Origin of the sequence: Mariniflexile sp. TRM1-10 (assembly GCF_003425985.1) — a bacterium.
Classification (GTDB): domain Bacteria; phylum Bacteroidota; class Bacteroidia; order Flavobacteriales; family Flavobacteriaceae; genus Mariniflexile.
The window spans coordinates 643,212-665,915 of sequence record NZ_CP022985.1 but is presented as its reverse complement, the minus strand read 5'-3'; the positions used below and the strand labels follow the sequence as shown (position 1 = coordinate 665,915).

General features: G+C 35.7%; 22 protein-coding genes. 8 read left to right on the top strand and 14 right to left on the bottom strand.

The window, feature by feature from the left end:
- Window positions 1-107 precede the first annotated feature (107 nt).
- The gene (locus CJ739_RS03165) at window positions 108-407 is read left to right on the top strand and encodes a molybdenum ABC transporter permease (protein WP_117172603.1); all 300 of its coding nucleotides are present in this window, start codon (window positions 108-110) and stop codon (window positions 405-407) included.
- Here CJ739_RS03165 and CJ739_RS03160 read toward each other — a convergent pair.
- From CJ739_RS03160 to dinB, 3 genes are read right to left on the bottom strand one after another with little or no spacing between them, the layout of a single operon-like run.
- On the bottom strand, window positions 375-998 hold the full coding sequence (locus CJ739_RS03160; protein ID WP_117172602.1) for an alpha-ketoglutarate-dependent dioxygenase AlkB family protein: 624 nt from the start codon (window positions 996-998) through the stop codon (window positions 375-377). The two genes, CJ739_RS03165 and CJ739_RS03160, sit on opposite strands and share 33 nt — an antisense overlap.
- A gap of 29 nt (window positions 999-1,027) precedes the next feature.
- Window positions 1,028-4,081, bottom strand: coding sequence for a DNA polymerase III subunit alpha (locus CJ739_RS03155; RefSeq protein WP_117172601.1), 3,054 nt, complete (start codon window positions 4,079-4,081; stop codon window positions 1,028-1,030).
- Window positions 4,081-5,289 carry a DNA polymerase IV gene (gene dinB, locus CJ739_RS03150; protein WP_117172600.1) on the bottom strand — a complete coding sequence of 403 codons (1,209 nt, stop codon included), beginning with the start codon at window positions 5,287-5,289 and terminating at the stop codon, window positions 4,081-4,083. The genes CJ739_RS03155 and dinB overlap by 1 nt, the downstream gene beginning before the upstream one ends.
- Window positions 5,290-5,389: 100 nt before the next feature.
- Here dinB and CJ739_RS03145 point away from each other — a divergent pair, with 100 nt between their 5' ends.
- The 4 genes from CJ739_RS03145 (at window position 5,390) to CJ739_RS03130 (ending at window position 9,746) form a co-directional block, all read left to right on the top strand.
- On the top strand, window positions 5,390-6,157 hold the full coding sequence (locus CJ739_RS03145) for an XRE family transcriptional regulator (protein ID WP_117172599.1): 768 nt from the start codon (window positions 5,390-5,392) through the stop codon (window positions 6,155-6,157).
- Window positions 6,158-6,425: 268 nt separating this feature from the next.
- Window positions 6,426-7,556, top strand: a complete 1,131-nt coding sequence (locus CJ739_RS03140; protein ID WP_117172598.1) for an AcrVA2 family anti-CRISPR protein — start codon at window positions 6,426-6,428, stop codon at window positions 7,554-7,556.
- 209 nt (window positions 7,557-7,765) lie between these two features.
- On the top strand, window positions 7,766-8,458 hold the full coding sequence (locus tag CJ739_RS03135) for an HNH endonuclease (protein ID WP_117172597.1): 693 nt from the start codon (window positions 7,766-7,768) through the stop codon (window positions 8,456-8,458).
- 64 nt (window positions 8,459-8,522) lie between these two features.
- Window positions 8,523-9,746, top strand: coding sequence for a phospholipase D-like domain-containing protein (locus CJ739_RS03130; protein ID WP_162880114.1), 1,224 nt, complete (start codon window positions 8,523-8,525; stop codon window positions 9,744-9,746).
- 237 nt (window positions 9,747-9,983) lie between these two features.
- Here CJ739_RS03130 and CJ739_RS03125 read toward each other — a convergent pair whose 3' ends face one another.
- The 10 genes from CJ739_RS03125 to CJ739_RS03075 all read right to left on the bottom strand — a co-directional run bounded on the left by CJ739_RS03125 (window position 9,984) and on the right by CJ739_RS03075 (window position 16,979).
- Complete coding sequence (locus CJ739_RS03125; protein ID WP_117172595.1) at window positions 9,984-10,790, bottom strand: PRTRC system ThiF family protein; 807 nt, start codon at window positions 10,788-10,790, stop codon at window positions 9,984-9,986.
- On the bottom strand, window positions 10,787-11,512 hold the full coding sequence (locus CJ739_RS03120; protein ID WP_117172594.1) for a PRTRC system protein B: 726 nt from the start codon (window positions 11,510-11,512) through the stop codon (window positions 10,787-10,789). The genes CJ739_RS03125 and CJ739_RS03120 overlap by 4 nt, the downstream gene beginning before the upstream one ends.
- Window positions 11,509-12,684: a hypothetical protein gene (locus CJ739_RS03115; RefSeq protein WP_117172593.1), complete on the bottom strand. Its 1,176-nt coding sequence runs from the start codon at window positions 12,682-12,684 to the stop codon at window positions 11,509-11,511. Before CJ739_RS03115 ends, CJ739_RS03120 begins: the two co-directional genes overlap by 4 nt.
- A gap of 17 nt (window positions 12,685-12,701) precedes the next feature.
- Complete coding sequence (locus CJ739_RS03110; protein ID WP_117172592.1) at window positions 12,702-12,920, bottom strand: PRTRC system protein C; 219 nt, start codon at window positions 12,918-12,920, stop codon at window positions 12,702-12,704.
- A gap of 33 nt (window positions 12,921-12,953) precedes the next feature.
- Window positions 12,954-13,478, bottom strand: coding sequence for a PRTRC system protein E (locus tag CJ739_RS03105; RefSeq protein WP_117172591.1), 525 nt, complete (start codon window positions 13,476-13,478; stop codon window positions 12,954-12,956).
- A 12-nt stretch (window positions 13,479-13,490) separates the two neighbouring features.
- Window positions 13,491-13,685, bottom strand: coding sequence for a hypothetical protein (locus CJ739_RS03100; RefSeq protein ID WP_117172590.1), 195 nt, complete (start codon window positions 13,683-13,685; stop codon window positions 13,491-13,493).
- Window positions 13,682-14,149: a DUF1281 family ferredoxin-like fold protein gene (locus tag CJ739_RS03095; RefSeq protein WP_117172589.1), complete on the bottom strand. Its 468-nt coding sequence runs from the start codon at window positions 14,147-14,149 to the stop codon at window positions 13,682-13,684. Before CJ739_RS03095 ends, CJ739_RS03100 begins: the two co-directional genes overlap by 4 nt.
- Before the next feature lie 51 nt (window positions 14,150-14,200).
- Entirely contained in the window at window positions 14,201-15,274 is a 1,074-nt protein-coding gene (locus CJ739_RS03090; RefSeq protein WP_117172588.1) for a DUF932 domain-containing protein, read from the bottom strand.
- 43 nt (window positions 15,275-15,317) lie between these two features.
- Window positions 15,318-15,710, bottom strand: a complete 393-nt coding sequence (locus tag CJ739_RS03085) for a single-stranded DNA-binding protein (RefSeq protein ID WP_117172587.1) — start codon at window positions 15,708-15,710, stop codon at window positions 15,318-15,320.
- Window positions 15,711-16,412: 702 nt separating this feature from the next.
- Window positions 16,413-16,979 carry a hypothetical protein gene (locus tag CJ739_RS03075; RefSeq protein WP_162880113.1) on the bottom strand — a complete coding sequence of 189 codons (567 nt, stop codon included), beginning with the start codon at window positions 16,977-16,979 and terminating at the stop codon, window positions 16,413-16,415.
- A gap of 569 nt (window positions 16,980-17,548) precedes the next feature.
- On the opposite strand from CJ739_RS03075, the gene CJ739_RS03070 reads away from it, so the two are divergent.
- A complete protein-coding gene (locus CJ739_RS03070; protein WP_117172585.1) occupies window positions 17,549-19,108 on the top strand; it encodes a type I restriction-modification system subunit M in 1,560 nt (519 codons plus the stop codon).
- 48 nt (window positions 19,109-19,156) lie between these two features.
- Window positions 19,157-20,317: a restriction endonuclease subunit S gene (locus tag CJ739_RS03065; protein ID WP_117172584.1), complete on the top strand. Its 1,161-nt coding sequence runs from the start codon at window positions 19,157-19,159 to the stop codon at window positions 20,315-20,317.
- Window positions 20,318-20,414: 97 nt separating this feature from the next.
- Here CJ739_RS03065 and CJ739_RS20440 read toward each other — a convergent pair whose 3' ends face one another.
- The gene (locus CJ739_RS20440) at window positions 20,415-21,662 is read right to left on the bottom strand and encodes a restriction endonuclease subunit S (RefSeq protein ID WP_117172583.1); all 1,248 of its coding nucleotides are present in this window, start codon (window positions 21,660-21,662) and stop codon (window positions 20,415-20,417) included.
- A gap of 75 nt (window positions 21,663-21,737) precedes the next feature.
- Here CJ739_RS20440 and CJ739_RS03055 point away from each other — a divergent pair, with 75 nt between their 5' ends.
- Window positions 21,738-22,664 (top strand): tyrosine-type recombinase/integrase, encoded by a 927-nt coding sequence (locus CJ739_RS03055; protein ID WP_117172582.1) that lies wholly within the window; start codon window positions 21,738-21,740, stop codon window positions 22,662-22,664.
- Window positions 22,665-22,704 lie beyond the last annotated feature (40 nt).

The following is a 22,704-nucleotide window of genomic DNA, read 5'->3' as shown; positions in this document are numbered from 1 at the left end:
TTACAATTTGTTTTTTATGTTTTAAATCTCTAATTTAACTTCTTTGATTATATTTTTATATTAATATAAATAAATAAATAAATAAATAAATAAATAAATAAATAAATATGGATTATACCTTACTGATAATGGGAAGTTTGGCACTGTCAATAGGACTGTTTTTATGGTATTGGATAGGCAAAAGGCGGTTTGGCAGACGTAACTCCAATGGCGTAGAAGGCTTTACCAGCTATGAAAAAGCAGTAGTGACTCGTTTTTTTGAGCGAATCGGTCGTTGGCTAGCTTATATATTAATTATAGCTGGCGTACTGTTCTTATGGGGCTATTCCAGAGAAGAAAAGGAAGTGGAACAGCAAGCTGTCACTGAAAAACCGCTATTGCCCCAGACTGACCTGACGGAACGTTAAATTGATTCTTGGCAATACATTCCGAGCAGTTTTAGGTACCTGATGTTCCCAATATGAGTTTGTATTTCCTGCCATCAATAGGAAAGTACCGTGATGCAAAGGAATTTCTATCTGTGGAATATGCTTTAAAAGTTTATGACGCAGACGGAACATACGGGTTTCACCAAATGTTAACGAGGCAATGTTCATGTTTTTATTACTGCTCACAGTTTTATCACTATGCCAGGAAACACCATCATTCCCATTTCTGTAGAGATTAAGTAATACGGCATTGAACTTCATCTGTGTTTCATTTTCTACCCTTTCCCGGATAGTCAGCAATTCCAGAGGCCAGTTGGGATTGGATTTTCGGGAACTCCGGTTCGTTTCACCATACCATGAGACCATTCTAGGTGCAGTAACTACTTTGTCATACATTGGCATTTCATATTCACGCCATATAGTTTGATGGAGCAAAGTGTTATAATACCCATCAGACTCTTCCTTGGAAAAAAAATTATCAATCAATAGCAAATCAGCATCAGGAACGTCAAATATTTTTTTGCCACCTGTGCCAGATGCGAAAATTTCGGTGTCATTAAAAAGTGTCATCTTTCTATGTTTTTTACTTATTGTTCTTATTATGTCATTTTGTATCGTGGCATATGGTAGTCATGTTCCTGTGGATAGGGTTCCCGATGGGTCATACTCACATCTTCACGAATCTGCTGTTGTGTATGGAATCTTCTTTCATCGGTAGCAGAATAACGGGGGTCGGCAATAAAGGGCATCTTTGCCATTTTTGATATGGTAATGGTCGGAAAATGATAATCCACTTCTACTTTACCTTGTAACAAATAACAGCCACCACCTTGAAAAGGGTAGTTGTGCAGGCAATCGGCAAAATGGGCTGTGTCGAAATATTCCCCTTCACTATCAATCCAAGTCCCAAAATACATGTCCCCCCGTTTGGTGGGAACGTGTTTTCGTGAAATCAGATAGGCAAGCATCCTGACTGTTTTTTTATGGTATTTAGTCAGATCCTTTGCCATGACATCCCCACGAAAAGAAGTCTTCAATAAATTAAACGGTGTAACGGAAACAGGAAAATCAAGCAGTTCAATTTCATCAAAAGCGTCCTCAAAAGGGGAACGTTCCAGTACTGGCAATTTATACTTTTTTACAGGTTCTTGAAGCAATAGAAGATTGCGGTTCTCAGGTCTGAAATTGATTAAAATCAACCTTGCTATAATCAGCAATTCGTTTTTCTGCTTACCAGTAAAGCGAAAAGCATTAATGAAAATCAAGGTCTGTATGCCTTCAATGCCAATAGGGACACGATTGATAAAATCCTCAAGTGATTGATATGGGCCATTTTCCTCCCTTTCACTTACAATCAATTCTGCTATTTGGGATTGCAGGCTTTTCAAATGTTGAAACCCCAGATAAATATTTCGGCCTGATACATTGGTCTGCACATCACTTTTATTGATACATGGATTATGGATTTTCGCCCCTGACATCCGAGCCTCATGCACATAAACTTCAGTACGGTAGAAACCTCCAAAATTATTGATAACAGCTGTCATGAACTCAATTGGATAATAGGCTTTCAGATAAAGGCTTTGGTAACTTTCCACCGCATAAGATGCCGAGTGTGCCTTGCAAAAGGAATATCCAGCAAAGGATTCAATCTGCCTGTAAATTTCCTGACTTAATTCTAACGGATGCCCTTTTTGCTCACAGGAAGCAAAAAAGTTGTCTTTCACTTTTTGCAGGGCTGTTTTTGAGCGCCCTTTTCCACTCATGGCACGTCTGAGAATATCACCATCGGCAGCAGGCAATCCACCATAATGCAGTGCAATTTTAATCACATCTTCCTGATACACCATGATACCATAGGTTTCGCCCAACTGTTCCTTGAAAACTTCGTGGAAATATTCAAAACGATCAGGATGATTGTGTCGGAAGATATATTCCTTCATCATGCCTGATTGAGCCACTCCCGGACGGATAATAGATGATGCTGCCACAAGTACTTTGTAATTATCACAATTGAGCCTTCTGAGCAGACCTCGCATTGCTGGGCTTTCAATATAAAAGCAACCAATGGTTTTGCCACGACTTAGGAACTCGTTGCATTTTACCTCATCTTTAGAAATTGAAGTGTCCCGAATATTGACGTCGATGTTCTGGTTTTTTTTGATTAGTTTGACGGCATCATCAATATGGCCAATACCACGCTGGCTTAAAATATCGAATTTATCAAAACCAATATCTTCTGCTACATGCATATCAAACTGCACAATGGGAAAACCTTTGGGAGGCATTTCCAAAGCAGAATAATGGGTAATAGGCTTTTCAGAAATGATAATGCCACAGGAATGCATACTGCGCTGATTTGGATATTTTTCGAGCATCATTCCGTATTCTTGAACCATTTTGACAACATCATTTTTGTGATGTTTTGTCATTGGGTTCTTTGCCAATATATCCAGTTCCTCTTTTGGCAAGCCAAATACTTTGCCCACTTCACGGAAAATGGAACGGTATTTAAACTCTACGTTTGTCCCGCAAAAAGCCACATGGTCAGTTCCGTATTTACTGAATATGTATTCCAAAATTGTGTCACGTTCCCGCCAGGACCAGTCAATATCAAAATCGGGAGGCGTTTTACGGTTGAGGTTTAAAAAACGCTCAAAATACAGATCAAGTTCCAGTGGGCATATATCCGTGATATCAAGGCAATACGCAATAATACTATTGGCACCACTACCACGACCAATGTGAAGAAAGCCCTGACTGATGCTGTATTGGACAATATCCCATGTGATAAGAAAGTAACCGCTGAATTCCAGTTCATCAATTACCCTGAGTTCTTTTTCAACTCTAGCTTTGGCTTCACTATTCTCATGACCATATCGTCGAATCATCCCTTCATAAGCCAGCTTGGTTAACAATTCAATATCACCTTGCTTGTTTGTGGTATAGTGCCTTTTATTTTTTGGTGTATTGAAATCGTATTCGAAATTACAGGCAGTAATTATGGTTTGGGTATTTTGGATAATATGTGGATAGTCTGTGAATTTTTCCAGAAGAGTGTTCAATGGAATCATTACCTCAGAAATTTTGCAATAATCCGATTCGACCAATTTTGAACCTAGAATGTTAAGGTCAATCGCTCTTAATATTTTATGGAGATTGTACTCTTTTTTAGTTCGATATGTAACTGATTGTAAAACAACCATTTTGTCAATCTTATTTTTCCAATTGGCATTGTATAGTTTAAGTAACTGTTCTGGCGTAATACCTATAAATTCATTTTCCTGAAGCTCGTCAGGAACATTATCTAATGGATAGATGATAAAGACATTTTCAAAACAAGGCGCCTGATTGGGAAGCAGGCTGTTTTCAAAATTATGTTTGGTCAATAGTCGATTCATCTCGGCTATCCCTGCACTATTTTTTGCAAGTCCCACATAGAGCTGTTTGGAGCCATTACGGAAATCAATTCCAACCAAAGGTTTTATGTTAAAAGCTTTGCAGCTCTTCATAAAATCATAAATTCCCGTTACCGTGTTAATGTCTGTGAGTGCCATTGCCGTTACACCAAATAGCGTAGCCTGTTCCACCAGTTCATTTAGTGGAATAGTTCCGTAACGGAGTGAATGATAAGAATGACAGTTCAGGTACATTATTCAGTATATGTAGGGTTAATAAATTGGGCTCTCGGATTTGAAATAATGTTTGCTGCTTTTGATTTAAGGATTCTTCCTCCGCATCTTGTGACAGCATCAAAACCAAAACGATTTTTAATTTTGTCCATCGTCTGGTATAATGCCATCATTTCTTCAGTATCCTCAAACATATTAATCTGATAGGTTCCCCTGACCAAACCAGTAAATGTTATACCAACCAGTCTAATTCTCATACGGCGGTTGTACAATTTATGGAATAATTCCAATGCCGTTTTTGCTAAAATATGGTCACAGGAGGTATAGGCTATCTTTCTTTGTTGATTTTCAGTATCAAAATTGGCATACCGTATTTTTATGGACAGCGTTGAGACCAGCCACCCTTCACATCGTGCCTGATAGGCTAATTTTTCAACCATTCCCAATATCAATGATTCCACTTTTTTAATATCTATGGTATCCTGTAGATAAGTGTGTTCCGTAGAAAGAGATTTTCTTTCCCTGTAAGGTTCAACAGGCGAGTGGTCAATTCCATTGGCTTTTTTCCACAATTCCAGTCCATTTTTACCAATGAGGCTCTGTAATACTTCAGCAGGTGTTTCCGATAGTTTTTCTATATTCCGAATACCCAGTCTGGATAGCAGATTAAATGTGACTTCACCTACCATTGGAATTTTACGAATGGAAAGGGGGTTAAGGAATGGCTGTACCATGTTTTGCGGAATCTCCAAGTTCCCTTTTGGCTTTCCTTCGCCAGTTGCAATTTTAGAAACTGTTTTATTGACCGATAGAGCAAAACTTATAGGCAGTCCCGTTTCCTTGGTAATGCTATGGGAGAGTTCGTTTGTCCATTTGTAACAGCCATAGAATTTATCCATACCCGAAATATCCAGATAGAATTCGTCAATACTTGCTTTTTCAACTAGTGGCGCATTCTCTTCAATAATCTGTGTGACTTCATGCGATTTGTTGGAGAACAATTCCATATCACCTTTTATAATTTTTGCCTGTGGGCAAAGCTGCATAGCCATCCTGATGGGCATTGCTGAGCGAACTCCAAAATATCTTGCCTCATAGGAACATGACGCTACAACACCTCTTTCGCCACCTCCAACAATGAGAGGAATACCATTGAGTTGGGGGTTTTGCAGTCTTGCGCAGGAGACAAAAAATGTATCCAAATCCATATGTACGATGGCACGTGTCATGTTATCTTGAAAATTTTAGGTAGAAATATATTTTTACAAAATTAGGACGTTAAATCCTTATAATGATTATATTTGTGGTGACTTAAAATCCCTTTAACATATGTTGTACATTGCTGATAATCTTAAGTGGCTAAGAAGCAAGCGAAACTTGTCCCAGCAGGAAGTGGCTGACGGTATGCATTTACCTCTTGACCGCTATAAGAAATATGAATATGGAAAGAACACACCGCCAGCAGAAACGCTATTGGTTATTTCACGGTATTATTATATCAGTATTGATTTACTTCTCACCGTGGATTTAAGGAAAATCTCCATTGAAAATTTATTGCAGCTGGAAGATAACAGGATTGTACTGCCAATTGTAGTGGACCATGAAGGAAACAACTTAATAGAAATTGTGCCACATAAAGCCCGAGCAGGTTATCTTACAGGATATGCCGATGCTGAATTTATGGAAAGTCTGCAACAGCTGACATTGCCTTTTTTGGGTTCTGGGAAATTCAGGGCTTTCCCTATTGACGGTGATTCTATGCCACCTCATAATAACAAGAGTTTTGTGATTGGGAAATATATAGAGAACTTGGGCGAAGTAAGAAATGATAAGACGTACATCCTAATTACGGTTAGCGAGGGGATCACTTATAAACGACTGAGCAAAAAAAATTCGGACTCTTTTACGGTAGCACCAGACAATGTTATTTACAGCCCTTATGATATTAAACTCTCTGATATCTTGGAGATTTGGGAATATGTGGCTCATATTGGCAGGGATGACAGTAAACAGGAAACTGCGTCGACTTTAAGCTTGGAGCAAATGTTTCAACGGCTTAGCAATGATATGGATGAAGTAAAGCGAAGATTGTCTTAAAAAAGGATCATTCAGCATGTTACACATTGCACCTTTACCTAAAAACAGAGAGGTTTTATTCGGGAACGGCTTTGCTGTTTGCTTATTGGATAATACTTTGCCTGAAATAAAGACAAATATATAACATACAATCAAATAATACCTCTATAAGTTCATTGGATATCTTATTGAAAAGTAATATATTGCGTACATAAAAAGATTTAATTACATTTGGATTACTATTTATTGTGGTTATATGATTGTTGCTATTAATTGAGGAAAAACATAGATGAAAGAAAAAGAATTGGAATATTTCTATCCTTATAAGACTGATAAAAAGTATAATTATCGAGCCCTTGAAAAGAAATTTCAAAATGATAAAAACTACAATTTTGAAAATGACCCATACTATGAATTTCTAAATAGTGTATCAAAAGGAAATGAAAAATTAGCAGGTTATATTTCAGATGATTTATCAACTTGGTCTCTTTGGAACAGATTAGGGAGAAATATTTTCTCTTTTTCAAATGACTTACTTTTAATGTTAGAGAAAACAGATGTTGATGATATTTCATTTGATATGTTCAGTCTTCCATACGATGATTTTTATCTTTCATTAAAGTCTTTAGGTTTATATGCAAATTCAGATAATGAGAATTTAATAGATGGAGTCTATGTTCACCTTGAAAGGAGTGAAATGGAGGCAATTCCAAAATCTGAACGTGACCCAAAAATGAGAGACGATTATTACGAGCCTGAATATAAACTTTTAATCTACTTTCACTTTGTCGGAAATTTTGAGAATTTTGTAAAAGAGAAACCTGATGAAGTAATTTTTGACGAGGAAATTAAATTAAGCTGGAGTTATGGACTTGCCTTTCCAAAATATGAAGATTTTATTACAGTTGGAGATGCAATTGACCAAGAAATTGAAAAATTTGAAAGCCAAGTCTATCAAAATTTTCCGCAAGATAAAAATAAGCGAGAGAAAATAATAAATGAATATAAAGACTTTGTTGACAAGACAATTAGAGTATTAATTAACTCACTTTTATATCTTTCTCAACCAAAAGAAAAGATAAATTCAGAACAAGAATTTCCTCAAAATCTACCTTTCAATTTCAATCGAAAATTGAATTTTGCGAAGACAGATAAACAAAAGAAAAAAATTGAAAAGAAAATAAACGAAACAGGATTTTCAAAAATTTTATATTTTGGTAACAATAATAACAGAAATGTTAATGAATATGATGAAAGTCATAGAAAATCGTTGCATTGGCGAAGAGGACACTGGCGTAAACAACTATTTGGGAAAGATTTGCAAGAGAATAAGTTAATATGGATTAGGCCTGTATTAATCAATAAAACTGACGAAGATATTTTACCGAAAGGACATGTTTACGAAGTGAAAACCAACTAATATTAACAACGAAAAAAATCCGTGAATGGAAGAAATTAACGAAAAAGAATTTAAAAAACGACTTGCTTCAACGTAGATTTCTGAATACAATGACCTTCTAGCATACTTATGAAAATCTAGTAGGTTTTTATAAGTACAAAAAAAATAGGATTAAATTTTGAGTTCTGCAACTGTCACAATGACTATAAGCAACAATTAAACGAAAATAAATGGAGATTTATGAAGAATTTAGATTTTTCTCTAAGCCACTTCTCAAAGAAGCAAATGAAGCTTCAAATAGAGAAAAAAGAAATAAATGTATAAATCCTTCTCTAATAGAAAATTTACCACTTGATTTTGTTTTTCATGTTGTAAAGTTCATATATCATAGAAAAAATGAATTACGTTTATTTGTAGAAATTGACGAAACTGGCAAAATAGAATTACTTGACACAAGCATTACAAGATATGAAACACTACCTACTATTCGCTATTTTAAGAATGGAAAACATGAAATAAATTTTACAGAAAGACCATATCCAAATGGACGAGAATGGCAAGAATCAGAAATTAAAAAACCATTAAGAAAACAATCAAAATTCAGAAAAGAAGTTCTTGGAGCTTATAAGAACTGTTGCGCAGTTTGTGAATTAAACCTACCGAGTTTACTAAGAGCTTCTCATATATGGGATGTGAAAAATGGTGGGCCAGATACGATTAACAATGGAATAGCACTTTGTGTTAATCATGAAATTGCATTTGACAGTGGGCTTTTAATTATAAAACCTGACTATAAAGTTGAAACTAAGGATAAGATTGGAGTAATAGTAAAAGAACTAAAACTGCCTGAAAATAAGAGTGATTACCCCTGTAAAGAATATTTGGAAAGAAAGTTTAAGTTAATTAATAAAAGAGTTAAATAGCATATCTCATTATATGCTAAACGTCTTATGCTTTTTTAAAAAAATAATGTGTTAATATTAAACATTGCTTAAAGATAGAATGATAATCACCAACCGACCAACTAAAAATCTCAAAAACGAAATTGAAAAATTAGCAAAACAATCTGATCAAATTGACATTGCTACTGCCTTTTTTACCGAAAGTGATTTAATTAAACAATGGAGCGAAAATCAAATTCAAGTAAATCTACTGGTTTCTTTGAGACCACCAACAAGTTTTTATTCGCTAAAAAAAATACAATCATCAAGTAAAGTTGAGATAAGTTTTTTAGGCGATGAATTTCATTCAAAGTTTATCATATTTTACAAAGAAGGTTTTATCATTGGAGCAATAATAGGTTCATCAAATTTTACTTTTGGTGGTTTAGAAAAAAATATAGAAACAAATATCTATTCTGATGAAAAAAAGATTTTGAAAGGACTTGAAAAGCATTTTAGCGATTTAATAAAAAGTTCAAATCTACTTCAACCTACTGATCTTGATAATTATGAGTTTCTTTATAAAAATTGGTTAAAAAGACAAAAAAAACAAAACGCAGAACTAAAACGATTTAAAACAAAGATAACTGCGAATAGAACGAAACGGAACAAAAAACCTAGAATAACGAAAATTGCAAAACAGTATTTTGTTTATTGGGGAATTGTTGATGAAATTCGTGAATTAATAAAAGACATTGCGGAAAAGGAACATCCAAATATTCCATCATATTTGATTTTGGACCATTTTTGGCACTTCATAAAAGTAGTTTGGCATAAAAAAAGTGGAAAAATTTTGACAGAAAAAAATCAAAAGCAGATAATTCCAAAACTTTTCAAAGATTATATAAAATGGCATCGAGAATTTAAAGAAGATAACTATCCAAATTATATGGCTAATTTGTCGAAAGATGTTTATAAATTTAACTTGTCAAGAAAAAACATTGACAAATTAACAGAAAGTCAAGCAAGACAAGTATTTGCAGGTTTACATTCATCGAATATGCGAATTCAAAGATTTAATGCAGACGACTCATTTATAGCAGAAAATGGAATGCCCCGAATTCGTAAATCCTTAAAATATCTAATTCATTCAAATGATGAAATGGATTTAAAAATTCATAATTTGATAAAAAATCCCGAATATAAATTAAAGAGATTAGGAACTTCAGGCGTACAGGAGTTAAATGGTTGGACAAAACCGGAAAAGTATCCGATTAGGAATGACAAAGCTGATGATGCGATTAGGATATTGGGATATAAATTAAATTAAGCATCGAATAAAAAACTGTTCCCACAACGGTATCTGTTTCACAAAGTAAAAAAGCCCTTCAAATAGCAACAATGGGATAATGAATATCCCACGAAAAAATGTCGCAACCTGTTTGATAAAATGGGACTGGGGCATTGAGGTGAAGCGCATTTTGTCAAAGTGGTTGCACCGATTTGATGCAAAAAGACTGTCCCGACCATCGGAAGGGTCTGTCTTTTTGCCGCCCGATATTGGCTATCAGGCGACTTTTATGGGATGGGTACGGAAGTCCTTTAGATTGTGGAAAAATCCCCTGTATGGGGTCATACCATTGCGAAATAAACTCCATAATAAAGAACACCCCATTTGGGTCAAAGAGGAATTGATAAATAAATCTTGGTGTTCCAATGCTTCTGCAAGTGAACAGCTTGGAGTGTTATCTTCTTGTTCGGATTGTTTCAGTAATTCGCTAAATTCTTCAGTAACCATTGGCAGGCTTGCCACCGTTTCGTATTTTTCGGAGCTGGGTTGGGGAATGTTTCCAATGGTAGCTAACAGTACCTGCCCTGTATGTTGGCTATTGCCAAAATCCAACCAATATTTTGGTTCGTCCCTGTGATGTTTGTGGTTGTTTATATCTTTCAATATGTCGGCAACTCCAAATCTTGCCTGTACGCTGTCCACACAAGTAATAGTAATGATTGCCTTTGCTTTTTCGGGTATTCTGCCAAACTTGTCCTTTTCAAATTTTACCGTTTCGGCTTTCCAATTCGTTCCCATAAAGCGGTTTGCACGGTTTACAAGGGCAACGGATTTGTACAACGTAACCTCACATTCTGCAAAACGCTGTCTGCCTAAATTGGCACTCGTTACAATATCATCATCCCAAAGGCGGACTTGCAATCCTGCGTGTCCCAATGCAATTAGGCTGTAGTTCATTTCCATTAAGGCGGTCAATACTTTAGAGCCTGTACCACCCGAACCGATTAGGTTTACGGTAATGGGGTTTGTCGGATTTATCAGGTAATTGTCCGTAAAATGCATTTTTGTTTTTTCGGTACTCATCGCAGTAGATTTTTAAGTGTTCTGTTGTTTTTTTTCAATACCGCTTTTGGAAAGGCTTCGCCTGTTTGTATCAGCTTTTTCCAAAGGCTTACACAATTGCCTTTTATAGGATTGTGTTTTCCCATTAAATGATTGAAATAGCTATTAAAAAAGTAATCTTCCCAAGCGGTTGTAAATTCCTCTATCGAAGCGGAATTTTTGATGTCGACCGTTACCGTTCCCATACATACATTGCCATTTTCATAAATATTGAAGAAAGGCGCATAATACAAAGGCGTTTTTTCTGTGGGTCTTCGATTTGATGCAAGGGCAAACACGGAAAGACTGTTTTTATTGGCAAACCAAAGCATTGGCGGTAGATAAACTTTTCCATTAGGTATGCCAAGATTATCCACAAAGTACAGTTGTCGTATTTGTGCTTTGGTGTACCAAATTACCGTACCATTTTCACTCGGATTGAAATGTAGAATGTTGGTCGGCAAAATTCCTTTTGGCTTTAAAAAAGCTTTATTCTTTTCATTATCGGTTAGAAGTGCCTTTGCCAATACATGGGCTTCCCTTGTGGTCAATGGATGGGCATTGATGGGATTACCGTTTTTGTCCATATCAAAATGCTCCACATAACAATTGGTGCTTGTTCCGTTAGTTTCGTAGAAAACCAAAGCGGATTTGGGATGGTATAAGGTTCCTAAATTTTCGGTTATGTCGTTTACATTGTTCATTTTCTTGTGGTTTTATAGTCATACAATAGGCTACATATAGTGTCCAAAAGAGCAAAAAGGCGGTTTTCAAAATCAAGGTTGGTTTGCGTTATATTACTTCCATCAAAGCGTTTGCATAAGGTGGGTTCTTCAATTTCCCCATACTCATTGAACTCGTTGTTGATACAATCGGAAAGGCTTTCATAGAGCCAACCCTGGGTATCCGCTATAAAGGAAATGTACTTGTCCATTGTAATGGCTTCGATTTCGTTCTCTTCTCTTTCGGGGTCTTCATTGGGTCTTAGGGCATTTCTAAAAATACGCTCATGCGGATATTGCTTGTAAAGGGAAAATGCATCAGTAGCCACCTTTTGGCATTCCCTGTCAAATGTATCTCGGCTTTTAAAATGGTTTAAACGTTGTTCAAACACCTCTAAATTGATGCGGTTAAATAGTTTCTGTTCTATAGCATCCCCAAAATATTCGGCTTGCCTTAGTTCACGTTTATAGTCTTGTGTTTCTTCCGTTTCATCATCCTGTTCCACCCATTCGGTCATCATTTCATACATCCAATACAGATAACTGTTTTCCTCTCTATAATAGGGTATATCTGCAATATAGTATAGATAACTGCAAACCGATATAAGCAATTGCGCTGTCTTTTTACGCTTGGGGTCATGGAGCATTTGAAAGAGCGGTTTAACGGGAATGTAATACAGGGTCGAACCAGTGCTGTACCGCTCCTCACTTATAAAAAATGTTTTCTTGCCGTCCTGTACCAAACGAAGGCTGTCCCAATTGGCATTCCTTTGATTTATCTTGGTCTGGGCATCCCACATCGCTAGAGCCATATTGTAGGGATAGCCGTAACCCTTTGTGGGCATGGGCTGAAAGCCATAATGTTCGGCAATTTGGGAAATGGACTTATAAAAATCCCTCTGCGTTTTTGCAGATTCCCTACAAGCCTGTACAGATTGTGCCGTTTTCAGTCTAGGCAGAAAAGTGGATTTCAGAAAACCATTGGCAACATGGCTATCGGTACGGATTTCTGTTTGTCTTTCTGCACTTCGTTTGCATCTTTGGGTCTTTGCATCCAATGGGCGAAATCGACCAACTGTTGGTGCAACTGCCTTTGTCTTTTTTGGTCGGGTAGGCTGATAGTTCCCGATATAATGTTGTGTTGCATAATTCATCTTTTTACAATTTAGGTTTAACCTTTCGTACCCATGACACTTTCAAATCTGTACTCGACTGCATCGTCTTTGATTTGCGGTGCTGATACTTTGGCGGTGGTCAGTATGGGGTATGTATTGGCGTAAAAGTTCAATACGGCTTCCACGCTCCAATGTGGTTCGGGGTCGGTCAATTTGATGTCCTGTCCTTTATCCTTGAGTATAAACACTCGTTCTAATTGCGTTGCTAATAACATAGTTTTTGGTTTTTTAAGTTAAATAGGTTGTTCTTACTCTGTTGCGAATAGACCTGTTGAGGAAAACTGGTCGGACAGTTCCTTTTTGCGTTTGCGTAGCTCGTCCGCTTTTTCGGGAAACTCCGTTATATCGGGTACTTTCATCCACGCTTCACGGAATTTGCCCTCTTTTTCGAGTTCGTCCGCCTTTGCCATACCTTCTTTAAACTTCTTGTCTTTGGCTTCCTGTTCTTTCTTCTGCTTATCGGTTTTCTCTTTTTCCATTGCCGATTGCCTTTTGGCGTCTTCCAATTGTTTTAGGAACTTTTCCATATCCACCATCAAGCCCGATACCTTTTGTATAGGTGTTGTTATCTGCTGAAAAAATCCCTCGTCAAACTCTTGGGGTGTGGCGTTAAATGTCAATGGGGGAATAAGGTTTTTGGCATTATCTCCGCATTGTTCGTTGTTGAGCAATACTGTTACAATTAGGTGGTTTTCTATTCCTTTTGAAATGTTCAGTTGCAATACTCCTGTAAAGTCCAACTGCTGTATTTGGTTGAAAAAATTTGCGTTCATCTTTCTAAAAATTTAATTGTTGTTTAATCGTTCTTTTATGGCTGTTAGCTTCTCGTACATATCCGTCCAATAGGCTTTTTGTCTTTTGTCTAACTCGGAATAATTTTTATCCTCATGGCTATATTCTTTGTATTGGGCAGTTATCCCAATGGCTTCATCAAGGTTAGTTACCTCAATAAGGCAACCGTTCAAATCCGTTACTTTCATAAGAGTGCTGTTTTTCGTTCCAATAGGATTTCCAATATCTCGCAATCACTTTCGTAGGTTTCCCCTTCAAAGTGATAGTTGTCTGTTTCTTCGTTATAGTGATAGGTTTGAAAATCTTCACCAGACAAATAGGTGTCCATGAGTATGCCGTCTGTAAAGGTTGCCTTGCCATATACTAGGCATCCTGTTTCTTCATATTCCATAGTAAAACCGACCCCGAAATGTTCCGCTATTTGTTGCACGACCTCAGTATTGGGCGACCATCGACTCTCGTAATAGAGTACATCTTCTTCTTCCCAACGGATGTCAAAAAACCAATCCCCATCTTCCTTTATGAATGTGGGCAACTGTCCACACTTCGTCTCTTTTTCCATTTCTGCCATTTGTAAAAACATATCCCTTATCTTTTCTAAAGTGGTCTCATTTGCTTCAAACCAAACCACGTTACTGCACCAATTTGCCATGATTGTTGTCTTTAATAGGCTACCACCGTGTAAGGCGGTAGCCTGTGGTTATTAATTAAGGTTAAAGATTTCCGCTCCGTCCGTTGCAAAGGCGGTACATAGTTCAAATGCTTTCTGTGATTTAAGTTGAGCCGTTCCACCCATTACAATGCTCTGTAACTTGGCTTCATCGTCTTTGTAACTGCGTACATTCTGATAGTAGCCTGTCACGGCATTATACGCTCCGAACAAAGTACCTTTAGTGGTGTCCATTTGTTGGGTATCACTTACCATAGCGTATGCAAAAGCATCTTCTACGGTATTTTTGAAGACGGTTGAAACTTCATCTTCTGCGCCCTTTTTCAGTAAGTCCAATGTTTCCTTGTTCGGGCAAAGTGCCAATTGGATTAGCTTTCTTACTTCTCGGTCTGTAACCTTTACTTTACTCCATCCATTGAAAATCCCTTCTAACTGTGTGCTTAGAGTATTTGCCAATCCCATTATCTTGTGGGCGTTCTCGATACGCTGTTTTGCTCCCGATGTATGTCTGATACGCACAACATTGGTCATGTTGCGTAGTGATGCGTTAAGCGTGTTTTGGCAAACGATTCTAATAGGGGTGAAGGCTGCTGTTATACTTCCGCTACCATCGTGCGAAGTGGTCAGGAAAATGTACTTTTCCGTAACATCATCGCCATTACCTACACGGATGTAGTCGGGCAATTTTGCCGTAATAAAAATGCGTTCTCCCTGTCCCAATGCCCCTGCGGTTTCGTATAGGATACCCTCTCCACCGCCTACAATGGCATCAAAGAAATTGAAGGCTTCACGGTTCTGTACGATATGGTAGTCTTTACCCACTACGCCCAATACGGTATTGTTATCGCTACGGATGTTGGCAAAATAATTGGGAACATGCAATTCGTTGTCACCAATCTCGATACCGTTTGCTGTTTCTATAATGCCCGAACCTTTGGTATAAAGAGGACTTTTAACGACTTCATAATCTAACCCTGCGTGTTTGATAGCTTCCTCGCTTGTTGGGTACTGTTCTACGATTTGACCCAAACCGTGCCACGCTTTTTGTTGTACGCTAAAGAATGAATAACGTCCTGTTTTCTCGTTGAAATTAATGTTGTGTGCCATGATAAAATGATTTAAAGTTTATAAAATGATTGCATACTCGTTGTTAGAATGGGAGGTCGTCTGTTGTTTCCTGTGGTACAGGATTAACAGTTTTGATTTTCTTAGTAGCCTCTACGGTTTCTGCTTTCTTAGCACCTCCGTAGAATTTGATTTCTGTGGTATGGAAATTCAGTCCTGCTCTTGGTTCTCCGTCATTACCTGCCCATGCTCTTGCACTTACTCTCCCTGATAGTTCTACCAATGTACCTTTGGTAAGAAAATCGGCTACTTTTGGGGTTCTCCAATAGGAGCAATCGAAAAAGGCGGTTTGCTCTATACGTTCTCCTTGCTTGGTTTTGTAGCTGTCGTTTACTGCTACTGAAAAGCTTACTACTTCTTTGTTCTGTGACGTTGTGCGTACTTCCGCATCCCTTGTCAATCTTCCTGTGATGTTCATGATTTTAGATTTTTTGAGTTATTTTTTTTTTTTTTTTGATTTTATTTATTTGGCAATGAGAGGTGGTGCTGTTTCGTTTCACCCTATTACCAATTCCAATATTTATTTTCATTTCTGACATTTTTTTTTATTCGTTTAAAGAGCCGGAGTATGCTTTGTTTCGTTTCAGGAGCATAAAAGGTTCGTGTTTAGCAGGTACAAGGTTTTGACAAAAAAATACGACCTGGATAGGTGGAGATTTTTTTGCAAACCCGAAGGGCTTGACCTTGTACCTGCGTTAAGAACACGTAAATACCTTTGCTCTTGAAATGGAACAAAACAGCATACCGGTTCTTGGATAAAAAAACAAAGGGGAAGTAATGAAGATGGCTTTCGGTAACTAGCCAATGTGACCGGAAAGCTTGCCTCTATATGGCAGAATTTCTAAACAACTAGTGTTTTTGTGGTGTGTAAATATGGTGGCTTAGAAAGCCACTGAAAGGGTATTGAAAAATATCATTGTTGGGTGTCGCTGGGCGATTTTTTCAATACGCTTTCCCACAACATCCGGGCAAAGCTCTTTTATGAGCGATGGGATTTGCGTGGGAGAGATAAATGTGCTTTGGGATGAAAGAATGGGTATAAAAAAACAGGATGATTGAATCCTGCTTTATAAAACTAAAAACTTAAATATTGTATGGTTATATTTTACAATCCATTTAGCTACTTATAGGTTCGGATTAATCTATCAACGACAAATTCGTCTTGATTGGGATCTATAACTTTTACTTTGTTTGAAACCATATACATTAAAGAGGACATAGTTCTTTTGCCTTCAGTATATTCATAGGATTGGGTAAGAATAATGGAACGATTATCCTTTAAGCGCCAGAGATATGCAGAATGGCCCAGTAGCTGATTATCATTATTCTCTTGGGGAATCGGCACTAGTATTTCCGGCAGCCCGTTTAATTTTGTTATTTCTTTTAGAAGTAAACTGCTGGTTTGGGTGTTCTCAATAGCAACAACAACTCCAACAATAGTTGCATCTGTAGGTCTTGCCAATAATACACCTATACGACTCAATATCATATCATCCCCATCTGAATTTACAAAATTTACAGTGCCATATTTATATGATTCTACGTCATTTGTGTAGATAAATGGCAATGTTGTATTAATTTCTCTGGCTTCTACAGCAGTATTCCCATTTTGGAAAAAATCTTCTACGTTTTCATTAAGTACTAATTTATCAATTGCCATCTTATTTTGGGGATTACATGAGTACATTGTGCAGAGTAATAATATGGAAAATATTTTATTCATTATCTTTATGTGAACTTAAAGAAACAGGTTTTATTCGGTTTGTTTTAAAGTAAAATTAAATAGAATTTATATGGTATCCTAAACTATTCAGCAGCATATTTGAGTAATTGGAAAGCTTGCCAATATGTTGTAGAATTTTTAAACAACTTGTGTTTATGTGATGTGTAAGTATGGTGGCTTAGAAAGCCACTGAATGGGTATTGAAAAATATCATACAGGATGAAGTTAGGAGATTTTTTCAATACGCTTTCTCAGAACATCCAACAAAGCTCTTTTATGTGCGGTGGGATTTGCGTGGGTAAAATAAATGTGCTTTGTGGATGAAAAATAGTCATCTCAATAATTTTAACCTTAAATGTGTACCTCAAGTTGCAACTGTATTAAGTTGACAGTATAGAAATTCAAACGAGAAAGAATTATATTACATTCTATTTGGTTTTTCGTTACAAACATAACCCATACGGTACAAAAGTTTATTATATTAGTGCCCTCTTAAGGATAATTAATCCCTAATCTAATAACGATTATTTCAAATGTCAGAAGAACAGAAAAAAATATTGGAGCAACAGCTTTGGAATATAGCGAATACTTTACGAGGAAAGATGAATGCGGATGAGTTCCGGGATTATATACTAGGTTTCATATTCTATAAATATTTGGCTGAAAAAATGGAAATTTTTGCTGACTTAATTTTAGAACAAGATAACATTCAGTTCAGGAATATTGAAGAAAACACAAAAATAGGTCAAGAATATATTGAAGCTATTAGAGACGAAGCTCTAGAAAATTTGGGCTACTTTTTAAAACCATCTGAACTTTTTAGTGAAATTGCAAAAAGAGGAAACAGCGGTAGTAATAATTTCATTCTAGAAGATTTACAAAAAATCCTGACCAATATTCAGTTGAGTACAATGGGAACTCAAAGTGAGGAAGATTTTGAAGATCTTTTTTCAGATATGGACTTAAATAGTAATAATTTAGGACGAACTGCAGAAGCAAGAAATGCAATAATAGTGAAAGTTCTAGTACATCTTGATGAAATAGATTTTAAGTTGGAGAATTCTGAACTAGATGTATTAGGTGACGCCTATGAGTATCTTATTGGTCAGTTTGCAAGTGGAGCCGGTAAAAAGGCAGGAGAGTTCTATACACCTCAAGAAGTTTCCAAAATTCTTGCAAAAATTGTTACGACAGGGAAGAATAGATTAAAATCGGTATATGATCCAACCTGTGGCTCGGGATCGTTATTATTGCGTGTTGCACGTGAGGTAAAAGATGTCAATAATTTTTACGGACAAGAGATGAACCGTACCACATACAATCTTGCTCGAATGAATATGATCCTTCACGGAGTACATTATCTGAAATTCAATATTAAGCAAGAAGATACTTTAGAACACCCGCAGCATCTGAATGATATGCCTTTTGAGGCTATAGTAGCAAACCCTCCTTTTTCAGCCAATTGGAGTGCTAATCCTCTATTTCTGAATGATGACCGTTTCAGTCAATATGGAAAGTTGGCTCCAGCTAGTAAAGCAGATTTCGCTTTTGTGCAACATATGATTTATCATTTAGCGGAAAACGGTACCATGGCGATTGTATTGCCACACGGCGTATTGTTCCGTGGTGCAGCAGAATTACATATTCGTAAATACCTTATTGAACAAAAGAATTACTTAGATGCAGTAATTGGTTTGCCTGCCAACATTTTCTATGGAACCAGTATTCCGACATGTATTTTAGTGTTTAAAAAATGTAAGGAAGATCCAGACCATATTTTATTTATTGATGCCAGCAAAGAGTTTGAAAAGGTAAAGAACCAAAATATGTTGCGAGACAATCACATCACTAAGATTGTAGAAACCTATCGTAATAGAACGGTGATTGAAAAATACAGTCATTTAGCTTCTTTAAAAGAAGTTGCTGAAAACGATTATAATTTAAATATTCCTCGTTATGTAGATACTTTTGAACCAGAAGAAGAAATCGATATACATTCAGTAATGCAGGAAATCAAATCTTTGGAAGCCAAGCGTGCTGAGTTGGACAAGGAAATTGATGTATATTTCAAGGAATTAGGACTTGTTTTTTAAATTTTTTATATCCTTAATGTTTTTACTAACGAAAATTGAATTGTCAAGATGGCGAATAAAAAATTAAAAGTAGGTAACGTTCCTAATTTGAGATTTCCAGGGTTTACTGAAGAATGGGAAACTAAGAAGTTGGGTGAGATTACTATTATAAATCCTAAAAATGAAAACTTGCCTATTTCATTTGTCTATATTGATTTGGAAAGTGTAGTTAACGGATGTTTGTTAAAAGAAGAAAGAATTTTAAAAGATGAAGCCCCAAGCAGAGCCCAGAGAGGATTAACAAAAGGAGATATATTATTCCAGATGGTAAGACCTTATCAAAAGAACAATTTGTTTTTTGATAAAGAAGGAGATTATGTAGCCTCTACAGGATATGCACAAATTAGAACATTACATAATTCTCAGTTTGTTTTTCAGTATCTGCATAACCAAAAGTTTGTTGATAAAGTTATTGAAAGATGTACTGGTACAAGTTATCCTGCAATTAATTCATCAGATTTAGGAAACATTAGGATACATTATCCCAATTCTCAAGAACAAAGTAAGATAGCAAACTTTTTAGAACTATTAGATAACCGTATCCAAACCCAAAACAAAATAATTGAGGGTTTAAAATTGTTAAAACAAACACTAATTAAAAAAATATTTTCTCAACAATTACGTTTTAAAGATGATAATGGGAGTGAGTTTTCTGAGTGGAGCAAGAAAAAATTGAATGAGATCGGAAGGTTTTATGTAGGTGGTGATTTGGAGAAGTTGGATTATCAAAAAGAAAAGACATATAAATACTGTCATCCGATTTATGCGAATGGGGCCGGACTGGGATTATATGGCTATGCAAGTACAGCACAATACCCTAAAAACAGCGTTACTGTAAGTGGAAGGGGAAATTTAGGAGTTGCAAATGTAAGGCACGAAGAATTTAATGCTATTGTGAGACTTATAGTAATTGTTCCCAAAAGTGAAATTAGTTCTAAATATTTAGAAGAAGCTATAAATGACATTAATTTTGTTATTGAAAGTACTGGAGTACCTCAACTAACTGTTCCACAAATCTCAAAATACTCGATTAAAATTCCTTGTTTAAAGGAGCAAATCAAAATCGCTGATTTTCTTTCATCCATAGATTCCAAAATAGATATAGAATCACGCTTGCGGCAAAAATTAGAAGAGCAGAAAAAGTTTTTACTGCAAAATTTGTTTATTTGACTTTGTAATAATTTTAAATACGAAAAATGTTAATTAAAATTTTAAGATTGCATTGCTACAGTGTTATTATAAAACTTGTTCTTAACAATACAATAGATTAAACAAACATTTGCCGCAATAGGTATTGTTTCTGATTTTCAAGTTGTTCTAAAATCTCATTTTCAGTTTCTATTTTTCGATTAATTACGGAAAGGAAAGTACCTATTTTTTCTTGTTCCATGATAGAAGGAATATTTACATTAATATCAAAAAAATCAGTAATACCAACATTTAAAAGTCCGTGGTTCCGTGCTCCCTCTTGTGCAACTTTTTCTATTTCAATGTTTTGAATTTGTGATTCAAAATAATGTTCCATGTAATCTTTGTTAACATTTTCATTACATCGAAAGCAAATATATAATGTAGAGACAATTCCTTTGTCATATTTTATTAATCTCTTTATCGCTCCCATTGGATACCCATTTGAATAACTTTTATTATAAGCAAAGTCACCCTTACTTAAAAGATAATAACCTGAAACATCTTTTGCCGAAACAGATTTGTTAAAAAATTCAAGTTGACTTATTAAACCATATTGAGCTGATATTGTTAAAACGTTTGTGTTTTTTTCTGAATTTTTCTGAACGATTCTATGTGTAACGTCTTTGAGCTTACAACTCACCCAGTCAGGAAATTCACTCCCATTATCATCTTTAAATCTAATTTTATGCTTAAAAAGCATATCTCTGAGATTTTTAATTAAGGATTTATGATTTAATAGTATTTTGTTTTGGGTTTGGATACGTTCATCCAACAAGCTCAATAAAGCAGTAATTCTTTCTTGTTCTTGCACAGCAGGAAACGATAATTCAATTTTTGAAATCCGTCCAACATTGATACTTAGAACTTTTGACCCCTGAGATTCTTTTTGAATCTGTGTTCTTACTTGGTTGGATTTGAATAAATATCCATTAAAGCCCAAATGAAAAATATTTACTTTTGGTCTTGCTAATAAAGTATGCAATCCTGATAATAATTTCTCACCATTGACATTTATAACTTCTATACTTTTACCCACATCATTCAAATCTTCGGAAGCATCTGCAAATATAATATCTCCTTCTCTGCAATAATTTTCATCCGAAATTCTTCCCACATTCATTTCCTCATTTATAAATGGCACTGTTTCTTTTGAAATATCAAACAAAGTTTGAAACTTGGTATGAATATCACCATAATGGATGTTTTTTACAGTACCATTTTCATAATTCAAATTATCCCTCGAAAAGGAATTAGTTACTTTAAAATTCACAACTTCTCCTAACTTCTTAGTTTCCCATTCTTCAGTAAACTCAGGAAATCTCAAATTAGGAACCTTAGTGATAATAAAATCTTCAATTCTTTATTTCTTTCCTTTGGAGTTCACAAAAATTAAATAATAATGAATGATCAAAAACAAATTTCAGAGGTAATTGACCTATGGAAAACAAACAAAAAACAGTATGTGAAGAAATCAAGTTTTTCTGCTTATACACTTTTAATTGAAAATCATCTATTACCCATATTTGGTGATAAATATTCGATTGAGGAAGGAGAGGTACAGGCTTTTGTATTCCAGAAATTGGAATCAGGTTTGAGCCAAAAAACAATAAAGGATATTCTAATTGTTCTGAAAATGATTCTCAAATATGGAGCTAAACATAAATGGATGAATTATAATCCATTTGACATCCAATTTCCAACAGAACGAGAGAAATATACGATAGAGGTTTTAAACCGTTCGGATCAGAAAAAAATCATGAATTATATACAAGAGCATTTTACATTTCGAAATTTAGGCGTTTATATTTGCCTAAGCTCGGGTATGCGCATTGGAGAAGTCTGTGCCCTTACTTGGGAAGATGTTGATACAGAAAATGGTATTATCAGCGTTAACAGAACAATCCAACGCATTTATGTTATAGAGGATGGAAGTAGAAAAACGGAACTTATTTTAGATACACCAAAAACAAAAAATTCCATTCGAGAAATTCCAATAAGCAAAGATTTATTAAGAATACTCAAACCATTTAAAAAAATTGTTAATCCGGCGTTCTTTGTATTAACTAATGATATCAAGCCTACTGAACCCAGAACCTATCGCAGCTATTATAAAAACCTAATGAAAGAGTTAAAAATGCCAGATCTAAAGTTTCATGGACTTAGACACAGTTTTGCCACCAGATGTATTGAAAGTAATTGCGATTACAAAACTGTTAGTGTCCTTTTGGGACATTCCAATATCAGCACAACCTTAAATCTCTATGTCCATCCCAACATGGAGCAGAAGAAGAAGGCGATTGAGCAAATGTTTAAAGCTTTGAGATAAACTTTAGATTATGAATTAGGAGAAGTGAAAGAAAACCCTT

What these genes read in the sequence shown, in the direction of transcription:
- CJ739_RS03075 (WP_162880113.1), bottom strand. Translation starts at nt 16,979, where the DNA reads ATGTACTCATGTAATCCCCAAAATAAGATGGCAATTGATAAATTAGTA.
- CJ739_RS03145 (WP_117172599.1), top strand. Translation starts at nt 5,390, where the DNA reads ATGTTGTACATTGCTGATAATCTTAAGTGGCTAAGAAGCAAGCGAAAC.
- CJ739_RS03055 (WP_117172582.1), top strand. Translation starts at nt 21,738, where the DNA reads ATGAATGATCAAAAACAAATTTCAGAGGTAATTGACCTATGGAAAACA.
- CJ739_RS03110 (WP_117172592.1), bottom strand. Translation starts at nt 12,920, where the DNA reads ATGTTATTAGCAACGCAATTAGAACGAGTGTTTATACTCAAGGATAAA.
- CJ739_RS03085 (WP_117172587.1), bottom strand. Translation starts at nt 15,710, where the DNA reads ATGAACATCACAGGAAGATTGACAAGGGATGCGGAAGTACGCACAACG.
- CJ739_RS03105 (WP_117172591.1), bottom strand. Translation starts at nt 13,478, where the DNA reads ATGAACGCAAATTTTTTCAACCAAATACAGCAGTTGGACTTTACAGGA.
- CJ739_RS03070 (WP_117172585.1), top strand. Translation starts at nt 17,549, where the DNA reads ATGTCAGAAGAACAGAAAAAAATATTGGAGCAACAGCTTTGGAATATA.
- CJ739_RS03160 (WP_117172602.1), bottom strand. Translation starts at nt 998, where the DNA reads ATGACACTTTTTAATGACACCGAAATTTTCGCATCTGGCACAGGTGGC.
- CJ739_RS03095 (WP_117172589.1), bottom strand. Translation starts at nt 14,149, where the DNA reads ATGGCAAATTGGTGCAGTAACGTGGTTTGGTTTGAAGCAAATGAGACC.
- CJ739_RS03100 (WP_117172590.1), bottom strand. Translation starts at nt 13,685, where the DNA reads ATGAAAGTAACGGATTTGAACGGTTGCCTTATTGAGGTAACTAACCTT.
- CJ739_RS03155 (WP_117172601.1), bottom strand. Translation starts at nt 4,081, where the DNA reads ATGTACCTGAACTGTCATTCTTATCATTCACTCCGTTACGGAACTATT.
- dinB (WP_117172600.1), bottom strand. Translation starts at nt 5,289, where the DNA reads ATGACACGTGCCATCGTACATATGGATTTGGATACATTTTTTGTCTCC.
- CJ739_RS03125 (WP_117172595.1), bottom strand. Translation starts at nt 10,790, where the DNA reads ATGAGTACCGAAAAAACAAAAATGCATTTTACGGACAATTACCTGATA.
- CJ739_RS03135 (WP_117172597.1), top strand. Translation starts at nt 7,766, where the DNA reads ATGGAGATTTATGAAGAATTTAGATTTTTCTCTAAGCCACTTCTCAAA.
- CJ739_RS03165 (WP_117172603.1), top strand. Translation starts at nt 108, where the DNA reads ATGGATTATACCTTACTGATAATGGGAAGTTTGGCACTGTCAATAGGA.
- CJ739_RS03120 (WP_117172594.1), bottom strand. Translation starts at nt 11,512, where the DNA reads ATGAACAATGTAAACGACATAACCGAAAATTTAGGAACCTTATACCAT.
- CJ739_RS03090 (WP_117172588.1), bottom strand. Translation starts at nt 15,274, where the DNA reads ATGGCACACAACATTAATTTCAACGAGAAAACAGGACGTTATTCATTC.
- CJ739_RS03065 (WP_117172584.1), top strand. Translation starts at nt 19,157, where the DNA reads ATGGCGAATAAAAAATTAAAAGTAGGTAACGTTCCTAATTTGAGATTT.
- CJ739_RS03140 (WP_117172598.1), top strand. Translation starts at nt 6,426, where the DNA reads ATGAAAGAAAAAGAATTGGAATATTTCTATCCTTATAAGACTGATAAA.
- CJ739_RS03115 (WP_117172593.1), bottom strand. Translation starts at nt 12,684, where the DNA reads ATGAATTATGCAACACAACATTATATCGGGAACTATCAGCCTACCCGA.